This is a genomic window from Embleya sp. NPDC055664 (assembly GCF_053618075.1).
In genome coordinates, this window is the sequence record NZ_JBSHGZ010000037.1 from 17,800 (window position 1) to 38,944 (window position 21,145).

General features: G+C 70.7%; 19 protein-coding genes. 12 read left to right on the forward strand and 7 right to left on the reverse strand.

Translation table 11 applies throughout. The features are described 5' to 3' along the window. Nucleotides 1–18 precede the first annotated feature (18 nt). The 4 genes from ACWGR4_RS38800 (at nt 19) to ACWGR4_RS38815 (ending at nt 3,147) form a co-directional block, all read left to right on the forward strand. On the forward strand, nt 19–381 hold the full coding sequence (locus ACWGR4_RS38800; RefSeq protein ID WP_452130915.1) for an SH3 domain-containing protein: 363 nt from the start codon (nt 19–21) through the stop codon (nt 379–381). Nucleotides 382–670: 289 nt separating this feature from the next. Then, nucleotides 671–1,291, forward strand: a complete 621-nt coding sequence (locus tag ACWGR4_RS38805) for a GNAT family N-acetyltransferase (RefSeq protein WP_452130916.1) — start codon at nt 671–673, stop codon at nt 1,289–1,291. Between the two features lie 184 nt (nt 1,292–1,475). After that, complete coding sequence (locus tag ACWGR4_RS38810; protein ID WP_452130917.1) at nt 1,476–2,549, forward strand: aminotransferase class I/II-fold pyridoxal phosphate-dependent enzyme; 1,074 nt, start codon at nt 1,476–1,478, stop codon at nt 2,547–2,549. 91 nt (nt 2,550–2,640) lie between these two features. Continuing rightward, nucleotides 2,641–3,147, forward strand: a complete 507-nt coding sequence (locus tag ACWGR4_RS38815; protein ID WP_452130918.1) for a VOC family protein — start codon at nt 2,641–2,643, stop codon at nt 3,145–3,147. 43 nt (nt 3,148–3,190) lie between these two features. Here ACWGR4_RS38815 and ACWGR4_RS38820 read toward each other — a convergent pair whose 3' ends face one another. From ACWGR4_RS38820 to ACWGR4_RS38835, 4 genes are all read right to left on the reverse strand, one after another. Further along, nucleotides 3,191–3,757, reverse strand: a complete 567-nt coding sequence (locus tag ACWGR4_RS38820) for a dihydrofolate reductase family protein (protein ID WP_380003614.1) — start codon at nt 3,755–3,757, stop codon at nt 3,191–3,193. A gap of 130 nt (nt 3,758–3,887) precedes the next feature. Continuing rightward, nucleotides 3,888–5,132 carry an RNA polymerase sigma factor gene (locus tag ACWGR4_RS38825; protein WP_380003613.1) on the reverse strand — a complete coding sequence of 415 codons (1,245 nt, stop codon included), beginning with the start codon at nt 5,130–5,132 and terminating at the stop codon, nt 3,888–3,890. 2 nt (nt 5,133–5,134) lie between these two features. Then, on the reverse strand, nt 5,135–5,497 hold the full coding sequence (locus ACWGR4_RS38830; protein ID WP_380003612.1) for a YciI family protein: 363 nt from the start codon (nt 5,495–5,497) through the stop codon (nt 5,135–5,137). A gap of 182 nt (nt 5,498–5,679) precedes the next feature. Beyond that, the gene (locus ACWGR4_RS38835) at nt 5,680–6,930 is read right to left on the reverse strand and encodes an MFS transporter (RefSeq protein WP_452130919.1); all 1,251 of its coding nucleotides are present in this window, start codon (nt 6,928–6,930) and stop codon (nt 5,680–5,682) included. A gap of 86 nt (nt 6,931–7,016) precedes the next feature. Here ACWGR4_RS38835 and ACWGR4_RS38840 point away from each other — a divergent pair, with 86 nt between their 5' ends. After that, nucleotides 7,017–8,003, forward strand: coding sequence for a DUF5937 family protein (locus tag ACWGR4_RS38840; RefSeq protein WP_380003610.1), 987 nt, complete (start codon nt 7,017–7,019; stop codon nt 8,001–8,003). A gap of 23 nt (nt 8,004–8,026) precedes the next feature. On the opposite strand, the gene ACWGR4_RS38845 is transcribed toward ACWGR4_RS38840, so the two are convergent. Beyond that, nucleotides 8,027–8,830: an SGNH/GDSL hydrolase family protein gene (locus ACWGR4_RS38845; RefSeq protein WP_380003609.1), complete on the reverse strand. Its 804-nt coding sequence runs from the start codon at nt 8,828–8,830 to the stop codon at nt 8,027–8,029. Between the two features lie 233 nt (nt 8,831–9,063). On the opposite strand from ACWGR4_RS38845, the gene ACWGR4_RS38850 reads away from it, so the two are divergent. The 6 genes from ACWGR4_RS38850 to ACWGR4_RS38875 all read left to right on the forward strand — a co-directional run bounded on the left by ACWGR4_RS38850 (nt 9,064) and on the right by ACWGR4_RS38875 (nt 15,975). Continuing rightward, nucleotides 9,064–10,620: an alkaline phosphatase D family protein gene (locus ACWGR4_RS38850; protein ID WP_380003608.1), complete on the forward strand. Its 1,557-nt coding sequence runs from the start codon at nt 9,064–9,066 to the stop codon at nt 10,618–10,620. A gap of 233 nt (nt 10,621–10,853) precedes the next feature. Beyond that, entirely contained in the window at nt 10,854–12,488 is a 1,635-nt protein-coding gene (locus ACWGR4_RS38855; protein ID WP_452130920.1) for an ABC transporter substrate-binding protein, read from the forward strand. A gap of 115 nt (nt 12,489–12,603) precedes the next feature. Next, nucleotides 12,604–13,536, forward strand: a complete 933-nt coding sequence (locus ACWGR4_RS38860) for a MerR family transcriptional regulator (protein ID WP_452130921.1) — start codon at nt 12,604–12,606, stop codon at nt 13,534–13,536. Between the two features lie 328 nt (nt 13,537–13,864). Continuing rightward, entirely contained in the window at nt 13,865–14,308 is a 444-nt protein-coding gene (locus ACWGR4_RS38865) for a hypothetical protein (RefSeq protein ID WP_452130922.1), read from the forward strand. Next, nucleotides 14,305–15,087, forward strand: coding sequence for a hypothetical protein (locus ACWGR4_RS38870; RefSeq protein ID WP_452130923.1), 783 nt, complete (start codon nt 14,305–14,307; stop codon nt 15,085–15,087). Before ACWGR4_RS38865 ends, ACWGR4_RS38870 begins: the two co-directional genes overlap by 4 nt. Before the next feature lie 18 nt (nt 15,088–15,105). Beyond that, complete coding sequence (locus ACWGR4_RS38875; RefSeq protein ID WP_452130924.1) at nt 15,106–15,975, forward strand: transporter substrate-binding domain-containing protein; 870 nt, start codon at nt 15,106–15,108, stop codon at nt 15,973–15,975. Between the two features lie 89 nt (nt 15,976–16,064). Here the strand turns inward: ACWGR4_RS38875 and ACWGR4_RS38880 are convergent, their stop codons facing one another. Together ACWGR4_RS38880 and ACWGR4_RS38885 are read right to left on the reverse strand one after the other, a co-directional pair. Next, complete coding sequence (locus tag ACWGR4_RS38880; protein WP_452130925.1) at nt 16,065–18,194, reverse strand: MMPL family transporter; 2,130 nt, start codon at nt 18,192–18,194, stop codon at nt 16,065–16,067. Between the two features lie 357 nt (nt 18,195–18,551). Then, entirely contained in the window at nt 18,552–19,280 is a 729-nt protein-coding gene (locus ACWGR4_RS38885; RefSeq protein WP_452130926.1) for a TetR/AcrR family transcriptional regulator, read from the reverse strand. Between the two features lie 207 nt (nt 19,281–19,487). On the opposite strand from ACWGR4_RS38885, the gene ACWGR4_RS38890 reads away from it, so the two are divergent. Continuing rightward, nucleotides 19,488–21,086, forward strand: coding sequence for an MFS transporter (locus ACWGR4_RS38890; protein ID WP_452130927.1), 1,599 nt, complete (start codon nt 19,488–19,490; stop codon nt 21,084–21,086). Nucleotides 21,087–21,145 lie beyond the last annotated feature (59 nt).

Sequence of the window (21,145 nt, forward strand, 5' to 3'; positions counted from 1 at the left end):
CACCACCACGGAGGACCCATGTCCATGTTCGGCACTCCCCGGATCGCGGCCAAGACGGCGAAGAGGGCCACCGCCCTGGCCGTCGGTACCGCACTCGTCGGAATCCTCACGATTCCGGCCGGCACCGCAGCGGCGCGAACCGCTACGGTGCAGAGCAGCCCGGGACACTTCCTCGCCGACGGCGTCAACATCCGCAGCGGACCGGGACTCGGCTACACGATCCTGGGCCAGGGCTACAACGGTGAAACATTCACCGCCCACTGCGCCGTGGCCAACGCCGAGGGCCACTGGTACCACCTGACGACCCACAGGGGCAACGTCACCGGCTATGCGGACCAGAACTACCTGTTCAACGACGGTGGCCTCCTGGGCAACTGCTGACGTCAGGCACAAGCGTCCCGGACACGTCGGCACCCGTTGAAGACCACAACCGCGTGCGATCCGTCACCAACCTCCATGGGCAATACACCTAGCCGTCCGCGGAGTGGCTCGCGGACCTGGGCTGCTCGGGTGCCCTTCCGCACCCGCGCGGCTGACGCACGGGGGCGGGTCCATCCACCGCGCGAATTCGGCCCGGCCGTCGACGGGAATGGGCCCGTACGCCCGCGCATTCGGGCTGACCGGACGGGGTTGGGGCGGGCCGCCGGCAGGGTCGGCCTAGGCTGGGCGTGTGAGCACTTCCCCGTACCAACCCGTACCCGCACGGGTGGCGACGAGCGCGGATGTCGACGCGATCGTCGCCGCCCTGACCACCGCTTTCTTCCACGACCCCATGTGGGGACCGGCGTTCCCCGACGTCGAGCGTCGCGCCGAACAGGCGTCCCAGCTCTGGCGGTTGCTCGCCGGCTCCGCGCTGCGTCACCCCTGGGCGCTGGTCACCGAGCACGTCGAGGCCGCGGCACTGTGGATCCCACCGGGCGCGAGCGAGTTGGCGGCGGAGGAGGAGAGCGATCTGGAGACGTTCCTGGTCGAGCTCACCGACCGCCCCACCGCCGACGCAATCCTGCGCATCTTCGAGCTGCTCGGCGACGCGCAACCGAGCGAACCGCACTTCTACCTGAGCCTGTTGGCCACCCACGACGACCACCGCGGCCGTGGCCTCGGCATGGGCCTGCTGACCGAGAACCTGGCTCGGATCGACGCCCTCGGCGAGCCCGCCTACCTCGAGTCGTGCAACCCGGCCAACAACGCGCGTTACGAACGGGCGGGCTTCACCACTCTCGATACGATCACCCTGGACACCGGCCACGTGGTCACCACCATGTGGCGCCCGGCCCACCCCACGCCCTGAGCCGCCCGGCGCCCCGAGCCACCGCACGCCGACTCGTCCGGCGCCACCACCCACCCCCCGAACCTCACGTTTTGCTCAGATCCCGCCCCTCCCACGCGCCACCCTCCTAGCCTCGTCGCCTACGGGCGATCCCCCGGCCCACGCACCGGATCGGCGGCCCGGCGAGTGCGGCAACGGAGGTGCGATGAGCCCGAGTCGGACACCCGATACGTGGATCGCCCCGGCACGCGTCGACCCCGTGCTGCGCTCGATCGCCCTGCTCGACGAGGTCGCCGACCGCTACCCGCGTGCGGTGTCCCTGGCCGCCGGACGTCCCGTCGACCCGGCCCGCGCCGAGCCGGCCGACGGGCATCAGGAGGCGCTGACCCGTGCGTTGCGGGCGCTGCGCCGTTCGGATCGCGACGTGGTCCTTGCCGTCGCGCCCACCTACGTCGGCCTCACCCGCGCCGCCCGCCTCACCGAACTGCCGGTACTCCCCGTCGCCGACGGCCCGCGCGGCGTCGACCTCGACGACCTCGCCGCCCAGGTACACGGCGCCCGCGCCGCCGGACTGCGCCCCCGAGCGCTGTACCTGGTCCCGGACTTCGCCACTCCGGCCGGAATCAGCCTGGACCTGCCCGCCAGACACGAACTGCTCGATCTCGTAGCCGACTTGGACCTCCTGCTCTTGGAGGACGACCCCTACGGCCCGGCGCCCGTACCCACCACCGCCGACCCCCACCGCCCACCGGCACTGCACACCCTCGACACCCGCCGCCGGGTCGTACACGTGGACACCTTCACCCGAAGCACCCACACCCCACCCACCACCACAAACACCAATACCAATACCAATACCAATACCAATACGAACACCAACACCCCAGACCGAACCACCTGGGCCGCACGCGTATACCTGCACAACCCCCGTCACCTCCTCGAAGGTCTCGCCGCCCGCTTCGGCCACGGCCCACTGGCCGGCCGAGTGCACTGGCACAGCCCCGCCGGCGGCCTGTTCACCGTGCTGACCGTCCCGTTCGTGGTCGACGACGCGCTGCTGGAGGTGTCCGCAAGGGAGTTCGGCGTGTTGTGGACGCCCATGGCGCACTTCTACGACCCGGGTATCGGACCCGCCCACCGGCTGCGCCTGTCCGGCGGCGCCCTGGACCCGGCCCGCATCGACGCCGGCCTGGACCGCCTGGCCGCCCTGGTCGGCGACCGCTCGGGCCACCACTCCCGCCGCCCGGATCGCCGCGCGTCCACCCACCTCGTCCCCTGACGCGTCCACGACCGACCCGAGCCGATACAACCAGCGATATGGTGTGTGATGTACGGGAGTTGCCCACAGCTCGACCGGACGGGAGCACACCATGGCAGTACCCGTGGCGATGAATCACCTCGCCTACCAGACCCGGGATCTGGCCGCGACGCACCGCTTCTGGACCGAGGCGGTCGGCGCCGAACTCGCGGGCGCGGTCCGCGAGGAGTCCCGGACCACCAGCAGCGGCGAGGTCACCCCGCCGTTCCTGCACGTCTTCTACGCGCTCGCGAGCGGCGAGTGCATCGCGTTCTTCGACGTGGCCAAGGAGTACGAGCCGGTCCCCGACGGCCTGGAGTGGTGGACTCGGCACGTCGCGCTCGCCGTCGACTCACCCGCCGAGGTCGACGCGATGGCCGAGCAGATCCGCCGACACGGCGTCGAGGTGCGCGGCCCGATCGACCACGAGGGCGTCTGGTACTCCGTCTACTGCTTCGACCCCAACGGCGTACACCTCGAAATCACCCACCAAAACCGCCCGTTGACCAAGCAGGACGCCGACGAGGCCCGGTCCGCGTTCGACGACTGGCTCGCCGACCGGGCGGCCGGCCGGGTCTGAGGCGCGAGCCCGGGACACCCCCGTAATCCCGGGCTCGACCCGGTCAGCTCTCGACGCGCGCGTAGCGCACCATGACCACACCGGCGTCGAAGGTTCGCGTATCGACCAGGCGCAGCCCACGACGCACGTCGTCGTTCCGGAAGACCGGCTTGCCGCCGCCCAGGATCACCGGGTGCACGAAGAGCGCGTACTCGTCGATCAGGCCCAGTTCGGTGAGCGTATTGGCCAGTCCCGCGCCGCCGCTCAGCAGGATGTCCTTGCCGGGCTCGGCCTTGAGCGCGGCGACGTCCGCGGCCACGTTCGCGCCGATCACCTCGGCGCCGTGCTCCGCCTGCTTCAGCGTGGTCGAGACCACGACCTTGCGGGTGGCCCGCCAGACCGGCGCGAACCGCAGGTCGTGCGGATGGGTGGAGATGGTCTCGACGATCGGCCAGTAGCCGGCCATCATCTCCCACACCACGCGGCCGTACAGGAACGTGTCGACCCCTTCGTTGATGGTCTGCCCGAAGTCGGACAGCTCCGGACCCATCGTCGGCCAGTCGAACTCACCGTTGGGGCCCTCGATGTAACCGTCGACCGACTGGTGGACCATGTAGAGGATCTTGCGCATGAGGTGCTCCCTGGGAGGATCGGAGGGCGGGGGATCGGGGGATTCCGGCCGTTTCCGCTGTTCTCATGGTGAGGTCGGACCCGGCGACACGTTCTCGACATCGACGACGAAAAATCCCCCCGGAAGTTCTTCAGGCGCCCTCGCCCACCCGTGCCGCGCGTATCTCCAGGTAGCGGCGCTCCGGCAGGCTCGTGGTGCGGCGGGCCGCCTCGCGGTACGCCTCCCGGGCCGCCTCGCGGTCCCCGGCCAGTTCGAGCAGGTGGCCCCGTACCGCCCAGACCCGGTGCCGGCCGGCCATGCGCTCGTCCCCCGCCAGCGTGTCGAGCAGGTCCAGGCCGGCCTGCGGGCCGTGCACCATCGCCGCCGCGACGCTCTGGTTCAGGGTGACCATCGGCCCCGGCGACAGGTGGGCGAGGAGCCGGTACAGCGCGAGGATCTGCGGCCAGTCGGTATCCTCGGCGCGCGCCGCCTCGGCGTGCACCGCGGCGATCGCGGCCTGGACCTGGTACGGCCCCGGCGGCCCCCACGTGAGCGCGTCGGTGACCAGGTCCGTGCCCTCGCGGATGGATTCGGCATGCCAGCGGGTCCGATCCTGCTCGGCCAGCGGGATCAGCGCGCCGTCGGCGCCGGTCCGCGCGGCCCGCCGCGAGTCGGTGAGCAACATCAGCGCCAGTAGCCCGGCGATCTCGCCGTCGTCCGGCCGCAGCCGGTGTATCGCCCGGGTGAGCCGGATCGCCTCGGCGGTCAGGTCGGTGCGGTGCAGGTCGGGGCCCGAACTGGCGGTGTAGCCCTCGTTGAAGATCAGGTACAGCACATGCAGCACCGCCCGGAGCCGCTCGATCGCCTCGGGCCCGGCGGGGGTGCCGAATCGGCCGCCGGCCGCCTTGATCCGCTGCTTGGCCCGGCTGATCCGCTGCGCCATGGTGGCCTCGGGGACCAGGAAGGCGTCGGCGATCTGCGCCGTGGTCAGGCCGCCGACCGCGCGCAGCGTCAGCGCCACCTGCGAGGCCCCCGACAGCGCGGGATGGCAGCACAGGAACAGCAGGGTCAACGCGTCGTCGTGGGCGCCGGTCGGCTCCCCGTCGGGCGCGGGCGCCACGTGCTCGTCGGCCGGCGCCTGGGCGGCGAGCCGCTCCTCGCGGTTGCGCCGGGCACGTTCGCTGCGCCAGTGGTCGATCAACCGCCGATCGGCCACGGTGAGCAACCACCCGAACGGATGATCGGGCAGCCCGTCCACCGGCCACTGCACGGTCGCCGCGAGCAGCGCCTCCTGTACGGCGTCCTCACACGCGTCGAACTGGCCGTGTCGGCGGACGAGCACACCGAGGACCTGCGGGGCCAATTCCCGCAGCAGGTCCTCGGCGGGCGCGTCCATGCTCACATCTCCGTCCCCGACTCGGACATCACCGGCCGTACCTCCATCGCCCACCGCTTGGCGTCCGGCCAGCGGGCGGCGATGTCGGTGGCCCGCTCGGTGCTCTCGCACTCGACGAGGAGATAGCCCGCGAAGTGCTCCTTGGCCTCCATGAACGGACCGTCGGTGACCGCCGGCACCCCGTCCCGCGTCCGGACCGTTTTGGTCTGCGTCGGGTCGGCGAGCGCCTCGCCGCCGAGCAGTTCACCGGACGCGGTCAGCTCGGCCATGATCGTGCCGACCTCGCCGAACAGCTCGTTGCGCTCGGCCTCGGACAGCTCCTCCACGAAACCCGGGCGGTTGTAGATCAGCAACATGAACTTCATGACTTCGCTCCTCGTGCGTGCACTGCGTCGGCCCCTGCGGGCCGCTCGTATCCGGGTCGGAGTCGGCCGACCGTTCTCGACATCCCGGCGCACAGAATGTCGGATCGACATCCCGAAGGCGATTTCGCCGCGCGAAGCCGCGCAAAGCCGCGCAGAAGTCGGACCAGTCCCCCACCGGCCGTTCACACCACCGCGGCCTGCGCCGCCGGCACGTCCCCGGGCCGCAACATCCGCCACACCATGGCCGTCCCGACGATCGTCGCCACGCCGGACAGCGCGATCACATGCCCAGGGTCGAACACCCCGGCCAGGGCTCCGGCGCCGGCCATACTCACGCCCTGGAGGGTCATCGTCCCGGTCATCGCCAGCCCCATCGCCTGCCCGGTGCCCGCCTTCGGGACTGCGGCCAGGAACCGGCGTTGCAGGCCGAGTTGGTAGGCGAAGCCCGCGTTGGAGAGCACGAACAGCGCGGCCGTCACCGCCACCGGCGGGCTCGCGGCGACGAACAGCAGCGGGATACCGAGTTGGAGCGCCAGCCACGGCACCAGCCGCTCCCGTCGGGCCGGCCGGACGAAGCGCCCCACGAGCAGATTGCCGAGCAACATCCCGGCGGCGGCCGAGCCGTACAACAGCCCCGCGTGATCGGGCGCGTACGGCACGATCACCCCCTCGGCGGCCACGATCAGGTTCGCCGGCACCCACTGCGCCAGCAGCAGCCCGCGCACGACCGGATCGGCGAGCAGTTCGCGATTGACCCGCCACGTCGCCCGTATCGTGCCCTCGGGCCGAGGCGCCGGCCCGCCGTCGCCGCCCGCCTCAGCCCCGTCCCCCTGCGCCGCCGTCTCGCGCGCCAGCCCGAAGCGCACCACCACCGCCGACACCAGCGCCACGACCCCGGCGAACACCAGCGCACCGCCCGGCCCGACCAGCGCCAGCAACACCCCGCCGACCGCGTACCCGAGCACCTGCATCGCCCCGGCCGTCACCCCGAACACCGAGCGGCCCAGCACATAGGCGTCACCGTGCAGCAGTTCGGGCAGGATGCGCTGCCGGGCCGCACCCGCGACCGGGCTGACCAGGCCGACGCTCGCGAGCAGCGCCAACACCGCCCACACGGGCAACACGTCGACCGCGAGCACCAGCGCCATGACGCAGCGGATCAGGTCGTAGCCCGCCATCGCCGCCCGCACCGGCAGCCGGTCGGTCAGCGAGAGCAACAGCGCCCCGCCGAACGCCTGCGGCACGAATCCCGCCACATACGCGAGCGCGGACAGCGCCGGAGAGCCGGTGCGTTCGTAGACGAGCACCGCGAGCGCGAGCATCCGCACGGTGTCGCCGATCAGCAGGAGTACGTAGGAACCGAAGAGCACCCGGAAGGCGCCCACCGCGAAGATCTCGCGGTAGGTCGCCGGTCTGACGTCGTCACCGATCATGCGGCGAGCCTGCCGAGGCGCGCCGGGCGTGGGCCAAGCTTTCGGCACAGGCCGAAACCTGGGAGGCTGCGGGCGGGAGGTGTCGGGTGCTCAGGATCGAGGTCGGGCCGGCCGACGTGGCGCGCAGCAGGTTCGCGATCTCCCCGCTGGGCGAGACCGTATTGGTGTTGCGAACCCTCGCGGGCAGTCATAACGCCGGGCCGCTGCGGCCGTGGATCGAGCGGCTGCGGCCCGCGTACGAGCGGCTGCGCCGGGAGATGGCGGCGGTCGCCGCGATGACCTCGCTGTATCGGCGCGGCGCCTACAACGCCGACTTCCTGCACCCGCCGCCGGCGGGGATACCGACCGGCATCGGGGACGAACTCGCCGCGGTACGGGCCACCCCGCTCGACCGGGCCCGGGGCGAGCTGGCGCGCAACCTGGCCGGGATGCGCCCGCCGTCGGCTGCGGCGCGCGCGCTGTTCGAGGCACCCGACGTGGTCGCGCGGCTCGCGGACGCGATCGAGGCGGCGTGGACCACGCTGCTCGAACCGGAGTGGCCGGCGCTGCACGCGGTGTTGCAGCACGATCTGGTGCGCACCGCCGGGCGGTTGACCACCTACGGCTGGGGCGCCGCGCTGAGCGACCTGTCGCCCCGGCTGCGCTGGCACGACGAGGGCACGATCGAGGTGGCCGGCCACCAGGACAACGGCACGATCGTGCTCGGCGGCGCGGGGTTGTTGTTCGTGCCCTCGGCGTTCGGCGCGAGCATCGCCTACGTGGAGCCGCCGTGGCCGTACGCCATCGTCTATCCCGCGCGCGGCGTAGCCGAACTCCTGGGCGCCCCGGCCCCCTCCGACGACGCGGCGCTGGCCGACCTGCTCGGCGGCACGCGCGCGCTGATCCTGCGCGCGTTGCACATCCCGGCCACCACCACCCAACTCGCCGCCCGGCTGAACCTACCCCTGGGCACCGTCGGCGACCACCTGGCCGTACTACGCCGCGCCCGGCTGATCACCGGCCTGCGCGTGGGCCGCTCGGTCCGCTACCAACGCACCGCGCTCGGCGAGGTGTTGACCGAGGGCCCGACCTGAACCACACGCGGGCCGCGCCCGGCTCACCCCGCCACCGCGACCAACCCCGGCAGATACCCCTTCGCCTGCCCCGTCGCGGTCGGGTGGTACGACTCGTCCAGGGGCAACGTCACTCCGTGCAGCCACTCGTCGGCCCCGCAGACCCCATGGCCGGCGAACCGGTCCCGTACGTCCGCGAAGTCCGCGCCGGCCGCCGCCGCGCGCCCGGCCGTCGTCTCGTCCAGGACGTCGGCCGCCTCGTCCAGCACCCGCCGCTTGGCCTCGCTCAGCCCGAACAGGCAACCGCCCAACTCGAACAGGCGCGGATACCCGAGCACCACCAGCCGCGCATGCGGCGCGAGCAGCCGGATCCGCGCGTAGGTGGCGTCCAGGTCGGCCGGCAGCCGGTCGCGCGTATACGCCGTCGACGTCGCCACCGCGTCCGCGCAGTCCCGATCGGCGCCGAGCACACACGTACGGATCGTGTCGGCGAAGCCGACGTCGTTGCCACCGACGCTGATCGTCACGAGCGTGGTGTCGGCGTTCAACACGGACGTCTGCCCGCCCAGCACCTGCGCGGTGGTCGCGCCGGAGCAGGCGGCGAAGGCGAACTCCGCCGCCGGGTGCGCCCGATGCCACAGCGAGGGGTACGCGTTGGCGCTGCGCTTGCAGTCGCCGCCGCCGGGCAGGTAGTCGCCCGCGCCCACCCCCGAACTGTACGAGTCGCCCAGCGCCGCATAGCTCGACGTCGGCGCGGCCGGCGCCGAATGCGCGGTGGGCGCGGCGAGCCCGGTGAGCACGAGGCCGGCGGCGGCGAGGGGGGCGGCGACACGGGCGAGCGAGGGCACGAGTGGGTCTCCTCCGGAACGTGGGCACGTCGTCGGAGGTATCGGCCGCGCGGCCGACCGACTTGACCACGATCACCCCCCGGAAGGACCCGGGCGAGCCGCCGCCCCCGCACCGGCCGCCTCCTCGACCGCAGGCCGGCGGGCGGATCCGCCCCCGGCCCGCCGACCAGTCTTGACGAACCGTCAAGCCGGCGTTCGCCCCCGCTTCGCCCGACGCCACTACACACATGTCCATGACATCAGTGGACAGAAGGACCCTCCTGCGTACCGGCTCCGTCGTCGGCGCCGGCCTGGCGATCGCCCCCGTCCTGGGCGCCGGTTCCGCCTCGGCCTCGACGTCGGACGCGCCCGCCTTCGTCGCGTCCGGCCGGCCCGCGCTGAGCCACGGCGTGCAGAGCGGCGACGTCACCGCGTCCTCCGCGATCGTGTGGGGCCGCGCCGACTCGCCCGGTCGACTGATCGTCGAGTACGGCACCCGGCCCGACCTGCGCGACGCCTGCCGCGTCCGCGGCCCGTGGCTGACCCCCGACGGCGACCTGACCGGTCGGGTCCGGCTGCGCGATCTGCCGGCGGGCAAGCGGATCCACTACCGGGTCCGGGTCGAGGGCGAGCGCGGCGCGGCCGGCGAGGCGATCACCGGCTCGCTGGTCACCGCGCCGCACGAGCACAGCCGCTCCGATGTGCGCTTCCTGTGGTCGGGCGACTGTGTCGGCCAGGGCTGGGGCAGCAACCCCGACCTGGGCGGGATGACCATCTTCGAGCAGATGCGCCGGCTGCGCCCGGACTTCTTCCTGCACAGCGGCGACACCGTCTACTCCGACGGCCCGCTGGTGGAGAGCGTCAAGCTGCCCGACGGCCGGATCTGGCGCAACGTGGTCACCCCGGAGAAGTCCAAGGTCGCCGAGTCGCTGACCGAGTACCGCGGCCAGTTCGCGTACAACCTGCTGGACCGCAACTACCGCGCGTTCACCGCCGAGGTCGCCCAGATCAACCAGTGGGACGACCACGAGGTGCGCAACAACTGGTACCCGGGCCAGATCCTCGACGACGCGCGCTACACCGAGAAGCGCATCGACGTGCTCGCCGCGCGGGCCAAGCAGGCGTTTCGCGAGTGGGTGCCGATCGGCGACGACCGGGTGTACCGCAAGTTGTCCTTCGGCCGGCACCTGGACGTGTTCGTCCTGGACATGCGCACGTACAAGGACCGCAACGACGACAACCGCTACGCCGACCCCAGGCGCGGCATGCTCGGCGACCGGCAGCGCGAGTGGCTGATCGAGGGTCTTTCGCGCAGTCGGGCCACGTGGAAGGTGATCGCCAACGACCTGCCGCTGGGCCTGGTGGTGCCGGACGGCGCCAATGCGCAGGAGGGTGTCGCGCAGGGCGATCCCGGCAAGCCGCTGGGTCGGGAGATGGAGTTCGCCACGGTCCTGCGCACCGCGCAGCGCCGGGGTGTTCGGGGCATCGTGTTCCTGACCGCCGACGTGCACTACACGGCGGCGCACCACTACGACCCGTCGCGGGCCGCGTTCCAGGACTTCGACCCGTTCTGGGAGTTCGTCTCGGGCCCGCTGAACGCGGGCGCGTTCGGCCCGAACGCGCTGGACGGCACCTTCGGCCCGAAGGCCGAGTTCGTGCACGCCCCGCCGCGCGCGAACTTCTCGCCGCTGGAGGGTTTCCAGCACTTCGGCGAGGTCGAGATCGACGGTCCGTCGGGCAACCTGACGGTCAATCTGCGGGATGCCACGTCCACCGTCCTGTGGAGCAAGACCCTGCGCCCGATCCGCTGACGCACCGCCAGTCCGATACTGACGCACCGTCAGTTTCATCCGCTGACACACCGTCACGGGAGCCCTCGTCGGCGGACGAGGGCTCCCGTCCGGCGGGCAACTCACCCCATGCATACGGCGAAACGTCCATCACTACCCGAAAAAGCGCGACAAAGATCGTTCGCCGCTTCGATTACGCTCCGCCTCCGACCGCCCCTAAGGGGTCGAGGCACCGAGCGAAACGAGGCGCACGCATGGACATCGCACGTGAGCATCCCGGCCCCGCCCGCCCCGGCGCCCGAGCGGGCGCGCCCGTCGGGCGAATCGTGCGCACCGTGGTCCCCGCCGTCGCCGCCTGTCTGGTGCTCGGCGCGTGCGGCGGCGGTGACGACGCGGCGGGCAAGGACGCGGACACCTCCACGGTGGCGCCCAAGCCCGGCGGCACGCTGACCGTGGCGATGGCGAGCGACATGCGCTCGATGGACCCGTTCGGCGCGCTGAGCAATTCGTACACCGACAACAGCCGGCTCAACGCGGTCTACGACTCGCTGTTCTGGCACGAGGCCAAGACCGGCAAGGTGATGCCGCAGATCGGCGAGAGCCTGACCCCGGACCCGGGCAACGCGTCCTGGACGCTCAAGCTCAAGCCGAACGTCAAGTTCTCCGACGGCACCCCGTACGACGCGGCGGCGGTCAAGTTCACCTGGGACGAGCACGCCGCGCCGGCGCGCAAGTCGTATCAGGCGGGCACGATCGCGGCGGTCAAGGCGACCGAGGTGGTCGATCCCACCACCCTGAAGATCACCCTGACCGGCCCGAACGCCAACTTCGACCACATCGTGGCCTCGAACCTGTCGTTCATCGTCTCCCCCACCGCGTACCGCAAGGACCCGGCCGGCTTCGCCCGCAACCCCGTCGGCGCCGGCCCGTACACCTTCAAGGAGTGGACCACCGGCGACCACATCACCTTCGTCAAGAACCGCGGCTACTGGCAGGGCACCGCCAAGCCGTACGCCGACACCGTGGTGTTCAAGGTCATCCAGGACAGCACCCAGGGCCTGGAGACGGTCTACTCCGGCGGCGCCGACATGAAGGTCTCGGTCAACGCCGAGGACCCGGTCAAGGCCAGGCAGAAGGGCCTGGAGACCAAGATCGTCACGATCATCGGCGGCGAGTCGATCTACTTCAACAACAAGCGCGCGCCGTTCGACGACGTGCGCGCCCGGCGTGCGGTGCAACTCGCCCTCGACGCGGACGAGGTGAACAAGATCTCGTTCAGCGGCAACGGCACACCCACGCACAGCATCTTCCCGCCGGAGAGCCCGCTCGTGGACGCGGGCACCGAGACCGTCCAGCGCACCGACCGTGCGGAGGCGCAGCGGCTGCTCGACGAGTTGGCCGCGGAGGGCAAGCCGCTCGACTTCACCTACTCCATCCCGCAGAACGCCAACGCGCAGCGGACCGCCGAATACATCATGACCTCGCTCCGCGCGCTGCGGAACATCGCGGTCAAGATCGCGCCGATGCCGATCGCCGCGTTCCAGACCGACATCGTGATCAACAAGAACTACCAGGCGGCGATGTTCAGTTACTACCTCTCGGATGCCGAGCCCGGGCTGTACGTGAACCTCTACAGCACCAGCCCGAACAACTACCTGCTGTACGCGAACCCCACCGTCGACCAGAACCTGGACCGGGCCCGGACGACCAACGACCCGGCGCAGCGCAAGGCCGCCTACACCGCGGTCGCCGCGCAGCTGAAGCAGGACGCACCGCTGTGGACGTACCAGTCGTCGGTGGTCACCGCGTTCCACCGGTCGACGGTGGTGGGCATGGTGTTGAGCAACGACGGCATGGTGCTGATGGACCGGATCGGGCTCAAGGGCTGATCCGGTCCGGGGCCGGGGGACGGGGGCCGGGTGCCGATCCGGCCCGGCCTCGGCGGCCATACCCTCGGGGTTCGGACTTGAGTCTCCACCGGGTGGAGACGGCACGGTGAGGGACATGGACGGCGCGCCCCTGTATTCGATCGGCGACCTGGCTCGACGGACCGGTCTGTCGGTCCGCACGATCCGGTTCTACGCGGACGCGGGGGTCGTGCCGCCCACCCGACGAAGTCCCGCCGGCTACCGGCTGTACGACGTCGACGCACTGGCCCGTCTCGAACTCGTGCGCACGCTGCGCGACCTCGACGTCGACCTGGCGACCATCCAACGGGTGTTGGCCCGCGAGGTCACCGTCGCCGAGGTCGCCGACGCACACGCGCGGGCGCTGGACACGCAGATCGAGACGCTGCGATTGCGTCGGGCCGTACTGCGCGCGGTGGCCGGGCGGGGTTCGAGTCCCGAGGAGATGAATCTGATGCACAAACTCGCCCGACTGTCCGACGAGGAACGCCGGAAGCTGATCACCGACTTCCTCGACGCGACCTTCGCCGACCTGGACGTGGACCCGGACTTCCTGGCCCGGATGCGCTGCGGGCTGCCGAGCCTGCCGGACGATCCGACCCAGGAGCAGTTGGAGGCGTGGGTCGACCTCGGCGAACTGGTCACCGACCCCGACTTCCGCGCGTCGATCCGGCGAATGGCGGAGTACCAGGCGCGCGACCGCCCGAACGAGCTGCCCCAGGGCACCTACGAGCGGCTGTCCGAACTCACCCGGGAGCGTGTCGAGGCGGCCCGCGCGGCCGGGATCGAGCCGACCTCGACCGCGGCCGAGCCGGTGGTCACCGAGCTGATCGCGGCCTATGCGACGGCCTTCGGCCGCCCGGCCGACGCGGCCTTCGTCGCATCGCTGGTGGAGCGGATGGAGGTGGGCAACGACCCGCGCGCGGAACGCTACTGGACCCTGCTCGGCATCATCAACGGCTGGCCCACCCGGCCCAGCGCGGCCCCGGTCTTCGCATGGTTCACGGAGGCGCTGCGCGCCCGGGCGTAGGCCCGAGCCCGGTCCGCTCACCGGGGCAACCCCGCGCGCCGAACCGGCTCCCGCCCCCGCTCATCGACCAACCTCCTTTCCGCGCGGAGAATTTTCCCGTTTTCGCCCCGCGGGCCGCGGCATGCAGCACACTCGACACCACGGGAGTGACGAGCCGGTTTACGCACGACCCGCCGCGGCGAGGTGCGCGATCGACGCCTGGTGAGGAATCGGGCGAGTTCCGCCAAAAAGCCGTCGACCCCCGGTAATACGGGAAGCAGCCTCGTTCCCTCCCGACCCGGGAGGGCGTTTCCGGGCGCGTGATCGCGTCCAAGAATCGGAGTGCCCGATGACGGAACTGCTGGCCGCAGCGGCCCAGATCGTCCCCTATGTCACTGCCGCAGCGGCCACGATGGGAATGCAGGTACTCGCGTCGACCCAGGAGCAGATCGCCGACGACGCTGCGCACCGCGGCCGGGCGTTCCTGGGTCGGCTCCTTCCGGGTCGTAACCGGGTCCCCGACCGGGGCACGGCCAACGTCGAGCCGGCCACGCGGGCCATCGCGAGTCTGAACGAGCGCGACCGGGAGGCATTGGAACTCGCGATCGGCACCTGGCTGGACGCCCGCGACCTCAGCGCGCCGGCCCTGACCCGATGCATCGAGCAGGCGGCCCGATCGATAGCCGGATCGGGCGGCGGCGCGCACGCCTACGGCCCCGGCGCGATCGCGATCGAGCGGGTCGTGGGCGACGTCCACGGCGGATACCGACCGGGACCGGTCCAGGGCTCGTGAACGCGAGATCCGACGCCGACGAATCCCCGGACGCGAAACCCGGCAAACGCACCGCGCCGGAAGCGGCAATCGGCGAAGACGAGCCCCCGGATCGGTTGTCGGCCGAGTCCAAGGGCCGCGGCGCCATCGCCATCGCCCAGGTGATGGGCAACGTCATCGTCAGCATCTTCGCCGACGACTCGCGAAGATGGCGCCTGCCGCCCTTCTGCGTGGTCATCGCGCTGGTGACCACGGCCCTGCTCCGCAATCCCGGCGGCCCGGAGGACCAGTTCACCGGAATCCACGTACTGATGGGCATCGCCCTCCTGGCCACCGTGCTACGCGCGTTGGCGCTCGTGGGCTCCGAGCGGGGGCGGGTGTCGATCACCGTGGTCTCCCTCATCTGCGTGATGGCCGCCTTCGTGTGGACCGAATACCTGCGCGTGCACGGCGAGGTCGACGTCACCGGACGAGTCGAGGTCGCGCACGCGATGTCGGTTCCGGACGGCGGTCGCGTCTACATCAAGGTGAAGGGCGCGCCGGGCCGTACCCATCTGCGCCTGACCCTCGCGGTGCGAGACGCCGACGAACGAGCCCAGGCGTGTGTACCGCAGACCAGGCTCGACCTGCTCCTGACCGGCCCGGGGCGACCCGTCGCGGTGGACGGCATCCCCGGAGGGACCACCGTCGACCTCGCGCTCGGCGGATCCCGCAGCACCGTCGAGGCCACGATGACGGTGCACACCGACCCGGGCTGCGCGATGAACGTATCCGTGGCGACCGCGATCCTGCACGACTGAGGGAGACGAACGAACCGGATGAACACGAAGACCCTTCGACGCCGGGTCGCGTGCCTGCTGCTCGTCGCACTGACACTCGTCGCCTGCACGAACGATTCCACCGACCGGCAATTCTTCGACAAGTCCCTGATCGTCGTCGGCATGCACAACGATCTCCCCGGTGTCTCGCTCCTGGACAAGTACCAGCGATCCGGTACCGATGTGCTGCTCACCACGATGCTCAAAACGAAACTGAAGATCGAGATCTCGCCCACGGAGGTGTCCTCCAAGGACCGGATCACCAAACTGCGGTCCGGCCAGGTCGACCTGGTGGTCGGATCCTTTTCCATCACCCCCGAACGTATGAGGCAGATCGATTTCGTCGGCCCTTACCTCACCACTCGGCAGGGATTCCTGGTCGGCCCGAACGACGCGAATATCAAGGTGCTGGCGGACCTCACCGGCAAGCGTGTGTGCACCTGGGAGGGGACCACCTCGGAGAACGCGCTGGAACAGTTGCGGAAGCAGAAGGTGGACCTGCTGATCGAGGCCGATGCGCATACGTGCATGGAGGACCTCCAGAGTGGTCAGGTGACCGCAGTCTCGACGGATCAGACCATTTTGTACGGCTACGCGAACCTGAATGCGGCAGCCGGATTCCGGGTGATCCCCGACCTGACCATCGGCGCCCCGCAGCACTACGGCATCGGGCTCCCGAAAGGCCATCGCGCCGATTGCCGACGGTTGGCGGGGATCATCAAGGAGTACGTGGACAGCAGCGCCTGGATCGAGGCGATCCAGGTATCGCTGCCCCAGATACCCATCCAGGCCCCGGGCTGGATCAGCAGCTACAAGCCGATCGCCTCGACCGTCGACAAGTATTCGTGCCTCGACGCGCCGATTCCGTGACCCGTGATCCGTGACCCGATCAGAGAAACGCGAAGAGGGTGGTGGGCGGGGGAAATCCGCTCACCACCCTCCGGTCTTGCGCTACCGGATCAGCCGACCAGTACGCCCTCGCGGGTGTCGCCGCCGCCGGGCTCCGGGTCGTCCTCCTCCGGGTGTTCGGCCAGCTTGCTCGGCCACCAGATCTTGCGGCCGATGTCCAGGGTCAGTGCGGTGACCAGGACCGAGCGCACGATGAAGGTGTCCAGGAGCACGCCGAGCGCGACGGTGAAGCCCATCTCGGCGAACGCGACGATCGGCAGCGTGCCGAGCACCGCGAAGGTGCTGGCCAGCACCAGGCCGGCCGAGGTGATCACGCCACCGGTCGCGGCCAGGCCGATCTGCATGCCGCGTCGGGTGCCGTGTCGCTTCGACTCCTCGTGGACCCGGCTCATCAGGAACACGTTGTAGTCGATGCCGAGCGCCACCAGGAACACGAACACGAAGAGCGGGAAGCCGACGTCCGTGCCCTTGAAGCCGAGCAGGTGCTCGAAGGTGAACACGCTGATCCCGAGGGCCGCGGCGAACGACAGCACCACGGTGGCGATCAGCACCAGCGGCGCCACCACCGCCCGCAGCAGCAGGCCGAGCACGATCAGGACCACGAGCAGGATCAGCGGAATGATCACCATGTCGTCGTGTTCGGACGCCGAGGTGATGTCCATGCGGGTCGCGGTACCGCCGCCGACCTTGGCCGCGGCGTCCGGAACCCCGTGCACCGAGTCGCGTACCCGATCGACGGTGCCGTTGGCCGCCTTCGAGTCGGGCGACGCGATCATCGTCGCCTCGATCTGGACCCGGCCGTTCACCGCACCGGTCTGGTGCACCTGGCCCGGAGCGATCCCGGGGGTGCCCTGGATGGCCTGGATCAACGCCGCCGCGGTGGACTCCTTGCCGATCACCACGATCGGGTCACCGGAGCCCGCGGGGAAGTAGCGCTCCGACACCTCCTGGCCGTGGATCGACTGCGGCTTGTTGGTGAAGGAGTCCTTGTTGGCGATGCCGTCGCCGTTGAGGTTGGTCAGGCCGATGGTCATCACACCGAGGATGACCGCGGTGATGATCCACACCACGCGGGGACCGCCGGAGATCTTGCGGCCGACCCGGGCCCAGACGCCCTTCTCGTCGTGCGTGATCGCGTCCGGCTCGAACTGCGGACGCACCGGCCAGAACACCCAGCGGCCGACGATCACGAGCAGCGCGGGCAGCAGCGTTGTCATCGCGATCAGGCCGACCAGGACACCGAGCGCGCAGACCGGGCCCAGGCCCTTGGTGGACTGCATCTCGGCGGCCATCAGGCACAACATGCCGACGCCGACGGTGGCGGCGCTGGCCACGATCGCCGGTCCGGCGCGGAACATCGCCGCCGCCATGGCCTCGTGCCGGTCCTCGTACCGGTGCAACTCCTCGCGATAGCGCGCGATCAGCAGCAGCGCGTAGTCGGTTCCGGCACCGAAGATCAACACGGTCAGGATGGCCGCGCTCTGCCCGTTGACGACCAGGCCGGCCTTGGTGAACAGGTACACCACGGCCTGGGCGCTGAACAGCGCCACCACCGCCGAGATCACCGGGAGCAGCCACAGGACGGGACTGCGGTAGGTGAACAGCAGGATCAGCACCACCACGCCGAGGGTGGCGTAGAGCAGTGTGCCGTCGATGCCCTCGAACGACTCGGCCTGGTCGGCGCCGAGCCCGGCGGGGCCGGTGACGTACGACTTCAGGCCCGTCGGGTTGTCCTTCAGGGCTTCCTTGAGCTGGTCGACCGCGTCACCGAGATCGTTCCAGCCGCCGTCCTTGATGCTGATCGGAACCAGGATCTGGGCGGCCTTGTGGTCCTTGTCGAAGCTCGTGTCCTCGATCTTGCCGGTCACGCCCTTGGCGGTGCCGAACTTCGTGCGGTCGGCGAGGATCGCGTCCTGGTCCGCCTGGGTCAGGCCCGACGAACGTTCGTAGACCACCACGGCCGGCACCGTGGTGTCGGGGCGGAAGTCCTTCTGCTCGTTGATCACCTTCGTGGACTCGGCGTCGGCGGGCAGCCACGACGAGACTTCGTTGTTCTGTGCATCGGTCAGCTTGCTTGCCAGCGGCGCCGCCGCAACGAGCAGCACCACCCACAAGGCCAGCACGACCCACTTGGATCGGCGCCCGCACGGCAACGCCGCAAGCGCCTTGATCCGGTCCATGTATCCCCCAGCTGATGGGCTGATTCCGAACGGAAGCAGCGGTCGATCGACTTCACGGATTCAGCTCTGTGCCGGGTTCGAGAACACGCGGCCAAGGCTGTCCGCAGCACCGCGCGTAGCCAACCGTGCGGTGCTGTTGTTGCTGTGTGCCATACCGAGATTCGGACCGTCCGGCGCCCCGAAACTCATCGCTTGCCGGCGGTCCGACGGCGGATTGTCCTGGATGAACTGCCCCACCGTCCACCGAATACCGCCCTGTTGGGCACAGGACGGGTTAATAGCTGGTGAACTCACCGCACGGGCGGGGCGGATCGGCGGGCGAATCGTGACGCAGCGGACGGGTGGGGTCGCGATCGGTCATGCGTCGGCGGCTGCCGGCGGCTCGGCTTTCGGGCGGCGCGGCAGCGCGACCAGGCCGTCCAGGAAACGTTCCAGGACGAAGGTGAAGCGCTCGTCGATGTCCGGGCCGGTGAGTTCGCGCGCCGCCGCGACCAGGTGCGGGTAGATGTCAGCCGGGAACGCGGCGATGGTGTCGCCGATCGCGGACACCGCCTCGCCGATGGGCAGCCCGGCGGCCACCGCCGCGCTGATCGGGCGCTGTTCGCTGTACACGAATCCGCTCACCAGCAGGCCCAGGCCATAGGTGATGTAGGCCGCGTCCTGCCGGTGGAAGCCCGCGTCGTCCAGGATGGCGAGCTGATGCTCCATCACCGGCGCCATCCCGGGACCGGACGGGAAACGACCCATCAGGACCCGCACCGAATCCCGGTTGTCCTTGAGGAATTTCCGGAAGGACCAAGCGAGTTCGCGCAGATCCACGCGCCAGTCGCCGCGAATCGGCGGCAGTTCGTGGGCGCCGCGCCCGAGCAGGCCGTCGGCGAGCAGGTCCAGCAACTCCTCCTTGTCCCGCACGTGCCAGTACAACGACGGTGCCCGCACCTCCAGTTCGGCCGCGACCGAGCGCATCGACAGCGCGTCGAGGCCGTCGCGTTCGAGCACGGCCAGGCCCGCCTCGACCAGCGCGTCGAGGGTCACCGCCGGCCGCTTGCGCGCGCCGTCCGGTCGCGCCCGGCCCTTGCCCGTCATACCCACTCCTCGTCGTCGACTCCGCCGAGGGCGTTGCCGCCGACCTCGTGCGGTCGATCCTCCCTCGGAATCAGGTCGATTCTCTTCCGCATTCGGGCGCGTCGCGAACCGGCTTCGGACGCGGCTCGGATCAATTCTCTTGCGCCGGGGGGCGCGGCGATGCAATCTAACACCATTAGGGATCAACTAACACTGTTAGGGAGAGTCATGTCGCACGAGTCCTCCGAGTCGGGGGCGGGGTCGATATCCGGGTCGGATCGGGCCGGCGCGCCGCGCAAGGGGCTGATCCTGGCCACGCTGTGCGTGGCGCTGTTCGTGGCGATGCTCGACAACGTCGTGGTGTCCAACGCGCTGCCGAGCATCGACCGCGATCTCGACGCCGGGGTCAGCGGACTCCAGTGGGTGATGGAGGGCTACAGCCTGGTCTTCGCCGCGCTGCTGCTCACCGGCGGCACGCTGGGCGACCGGTACGGCCGGCGCCGGGTGTTCCTGATCGGCCTCGGCGTCTTCACGGCGGGGTCGGTGGCGTGCGCGCTGGCCGGGTCGTTGGCGACGCTGATCGCCGGGCGCGCGGTCCAGGGCGTCGGCGGTGCGCTGTTGTTGCCGGGCAGCATGTCGATCATCCGGCACGTGTTCACCGACGATCGGGAGCGCGCTCGGGCGATCGGCATCTGGTCGGGGGTCTCCGGTGCGGGGCTGGCGCTCGGACCGGCGATCGGCGGTCCGCTGGTGGACGCGTTCGGGTGGGCGAGCGTGTTTTGGATCAACGTGCCGATCGGCGTGGCCGGGGTCGTGATCGGCGCCCTCGTGCTCCCGGAGTTCGCCGAACGGCGCGGTCGCTTGGACGTGCCGGGCGTGCTGCTCGGCGTACCGGCCGTCGGCGCGCTGGTGTTCGCGCTGATCGAGGGTCCCGCCGAGGGTTGGACCTCGGCCCGCGTACTGGGCGCCGGCGCACTGGCCGTGGTGGCGCTGGTCGGCTTCGTGGTGGTCGAACTGCGGGCCGCCCAACCGATGCTCGATGTCGGCTTCCTGCGCGACCGGGTGATCGGCGCCGCCGTGTGGGGCGGATTCGCGGTCAGCTTCGGGATGTTCGGCGCGTTCTTCTTCCTCGGCCTCTACCTCCAGGACGTGCTCGGGTACACGCCGACCGAGGCCGGGTTCGCGTCGTTCCCGTCGACCCTGGCGATCATGGTCGCGGCGCCGATCTCCGGTCGGGTGGCGGGCCGGATCGGGCCGCGTCTGCCGCTGGTGATCGGGCTGACGATGTGCGGGATCGCGCTGGGCGGGCTGTCCTTCTACGGCAAGGACGTGACGTACCTGGAGTTCTGCTGGGTGTTGCCGTTCCTGGGTGGCGGCATGGGCCTGTGCTTCACGCCGATCTCGGTCGCGGTGATGTCCCGGGTCGAACCGGCCCGGGCCGGCATGGCCTCGGCGATCTCCAACACCGCGCGCGAACTGGGCGGCGTGGTCGGCATCGCCGCCCTCGGCGCGGTCCTCACGGCGCGGATGTCGAGTCGGCTGGGCGACCTTCTGGATCGGGCGAACGTACCGCCGGACCAGGCCCGGAAGGTGGTCGACGCGAGCACGTCCGGCGGGGGCGGGGGCATCGGGCACCTGGGTACGGCGCCGCCGGTCGTGCGCGAGGCCGCCTCGACGGCGTTCATCGACGGCCTGCACCTGGCCCTGTGGACCGGGTCGGCGGTGCTGCTCGGGTCGGCGGTGGTGGTGGCGTTCCTGATGCGGGAGCGGACGGTGGAGACGGGGACGCGGGGGGCGGCGGCGGAGCGAACGGGGGTGGCGGCCTGAGAGGCGGGACGGGGTCGCGGCGGGTGATGACGGGGCCGCGACCACCGTCCGGGCGGTGC

Excerpts from the sequence above, each read along its gene's own strand:
- ACWGR4_RS38880 (WP_452130925.1), bottom strand. The coding sequence starts at position 18,194 with ATGGACCGGATCAAGGCGCTTGCGGCGTTGCCGTGCGGGCGCCGATCC.
- ACWGR4_RS38810 (WP_452130917.1), top strand. The coding sequence starts at position 1,476 with ATGAGCCCGAGTCGGACACCCGATACGTGGATCGCCCCGGCACGCGTC.
- ACWGR4_RS38865 (WP_452130922.1), top strand. The coding sequence starts at position 13,865 with ATGACGGAACTGCTGGCCGCAGCGGCCCAGATCGTCCCCTATGTCACT.
- ACWGR4_RS38885 (WP_452130926.1), bottom strand. The coding sequence starts at position 19,280 with ATGACGGGCAAGGGCCGGGCGCGACCGGACGGCGCGCGCAAGCGGCCG.
- ACWGR4_RS38850 (WP_380003608.1), top strand. The coding sequence starts at position 9,064 with ATGACATCAGTGGACAGAAGGACCCTCCTGCGTACCGGCTCCGTCGTC.
- ACWGR4_RS38835 (WP_452130919.1), bottom strand. The coding sequence starts at position 6,930 with ATGATCGGTGACGACGTCAGACCGGCGACCTACCGCGAGATCTTCGCG.
- ACWGR4_RS38890 (WP_452130927.1), top strand. The coding sequence starts at position 19,488 with ATGTCGCACGAGTCCTCCGAGTCGGGGGCGGGGTCGATATCCGGGTCG.
- ACWGR4_RS38830 (WP_380003612.1), bottom strand. The coding sequence starts at position 5,497 with ATGAAGTTCATGTTGCTGATCTACAACCGCCCGGGTTTCGTGGAGGAG.
- ACWGR4_RS38825 (WP_380003613.1), bottom strand. The coding sequence starts at position 5,132 with ATGGACGCGCCCGCCGAGGACCTGCTGCGGGAATTGGCCCCGCAGGTC.
- ACWGR4_RS38875 (WP_452130924.1), top strand. The coding sequence starts at position 15,106 with ATGAACACGAAGACCCTTCGACGCCGGGTCGCGTGCCTGCTGCTCGTC.
- ACWGR4_RS38860 (WP_452130921.1), top strand. The coding sequence starts at position 12,604 with ATGGACGGCGCGCCCCTGTATTCGATCGGCGACCTGGCTCGACGGACC.
- ACWGR4_RS38800 (WP_452130915.1), top strand. The coding sequence starts at position 19 with ATGTCCATGTTCGGCACTCCCCGGATCGCGGCCAAGACGGCGAAGAGG.
- ACWGR4_RS38815 (WP_452130918.1), top strand. The coding sequence starts at position 2,641 with ATGGCAGTACCCGTGGCGATGAATCACCTCGCCTACCAGACCCGGGAT.
- ACWGR4_RS38820 (WP_380003614.1), bottom strand. The coding sequence starts at position 3,757 with ATGCGCAAGATCCTCTACATGGTCCACCAGTCGGTCGACGGTTACATC.
- ACWGR4_RS38855 (WP_452130920.1), top strand. The coding sequence starts at position 10,854 with ATGGACATCGCACGTGAGCATCCCGGCCCCGCCCGCCCCGGCGCCCGA.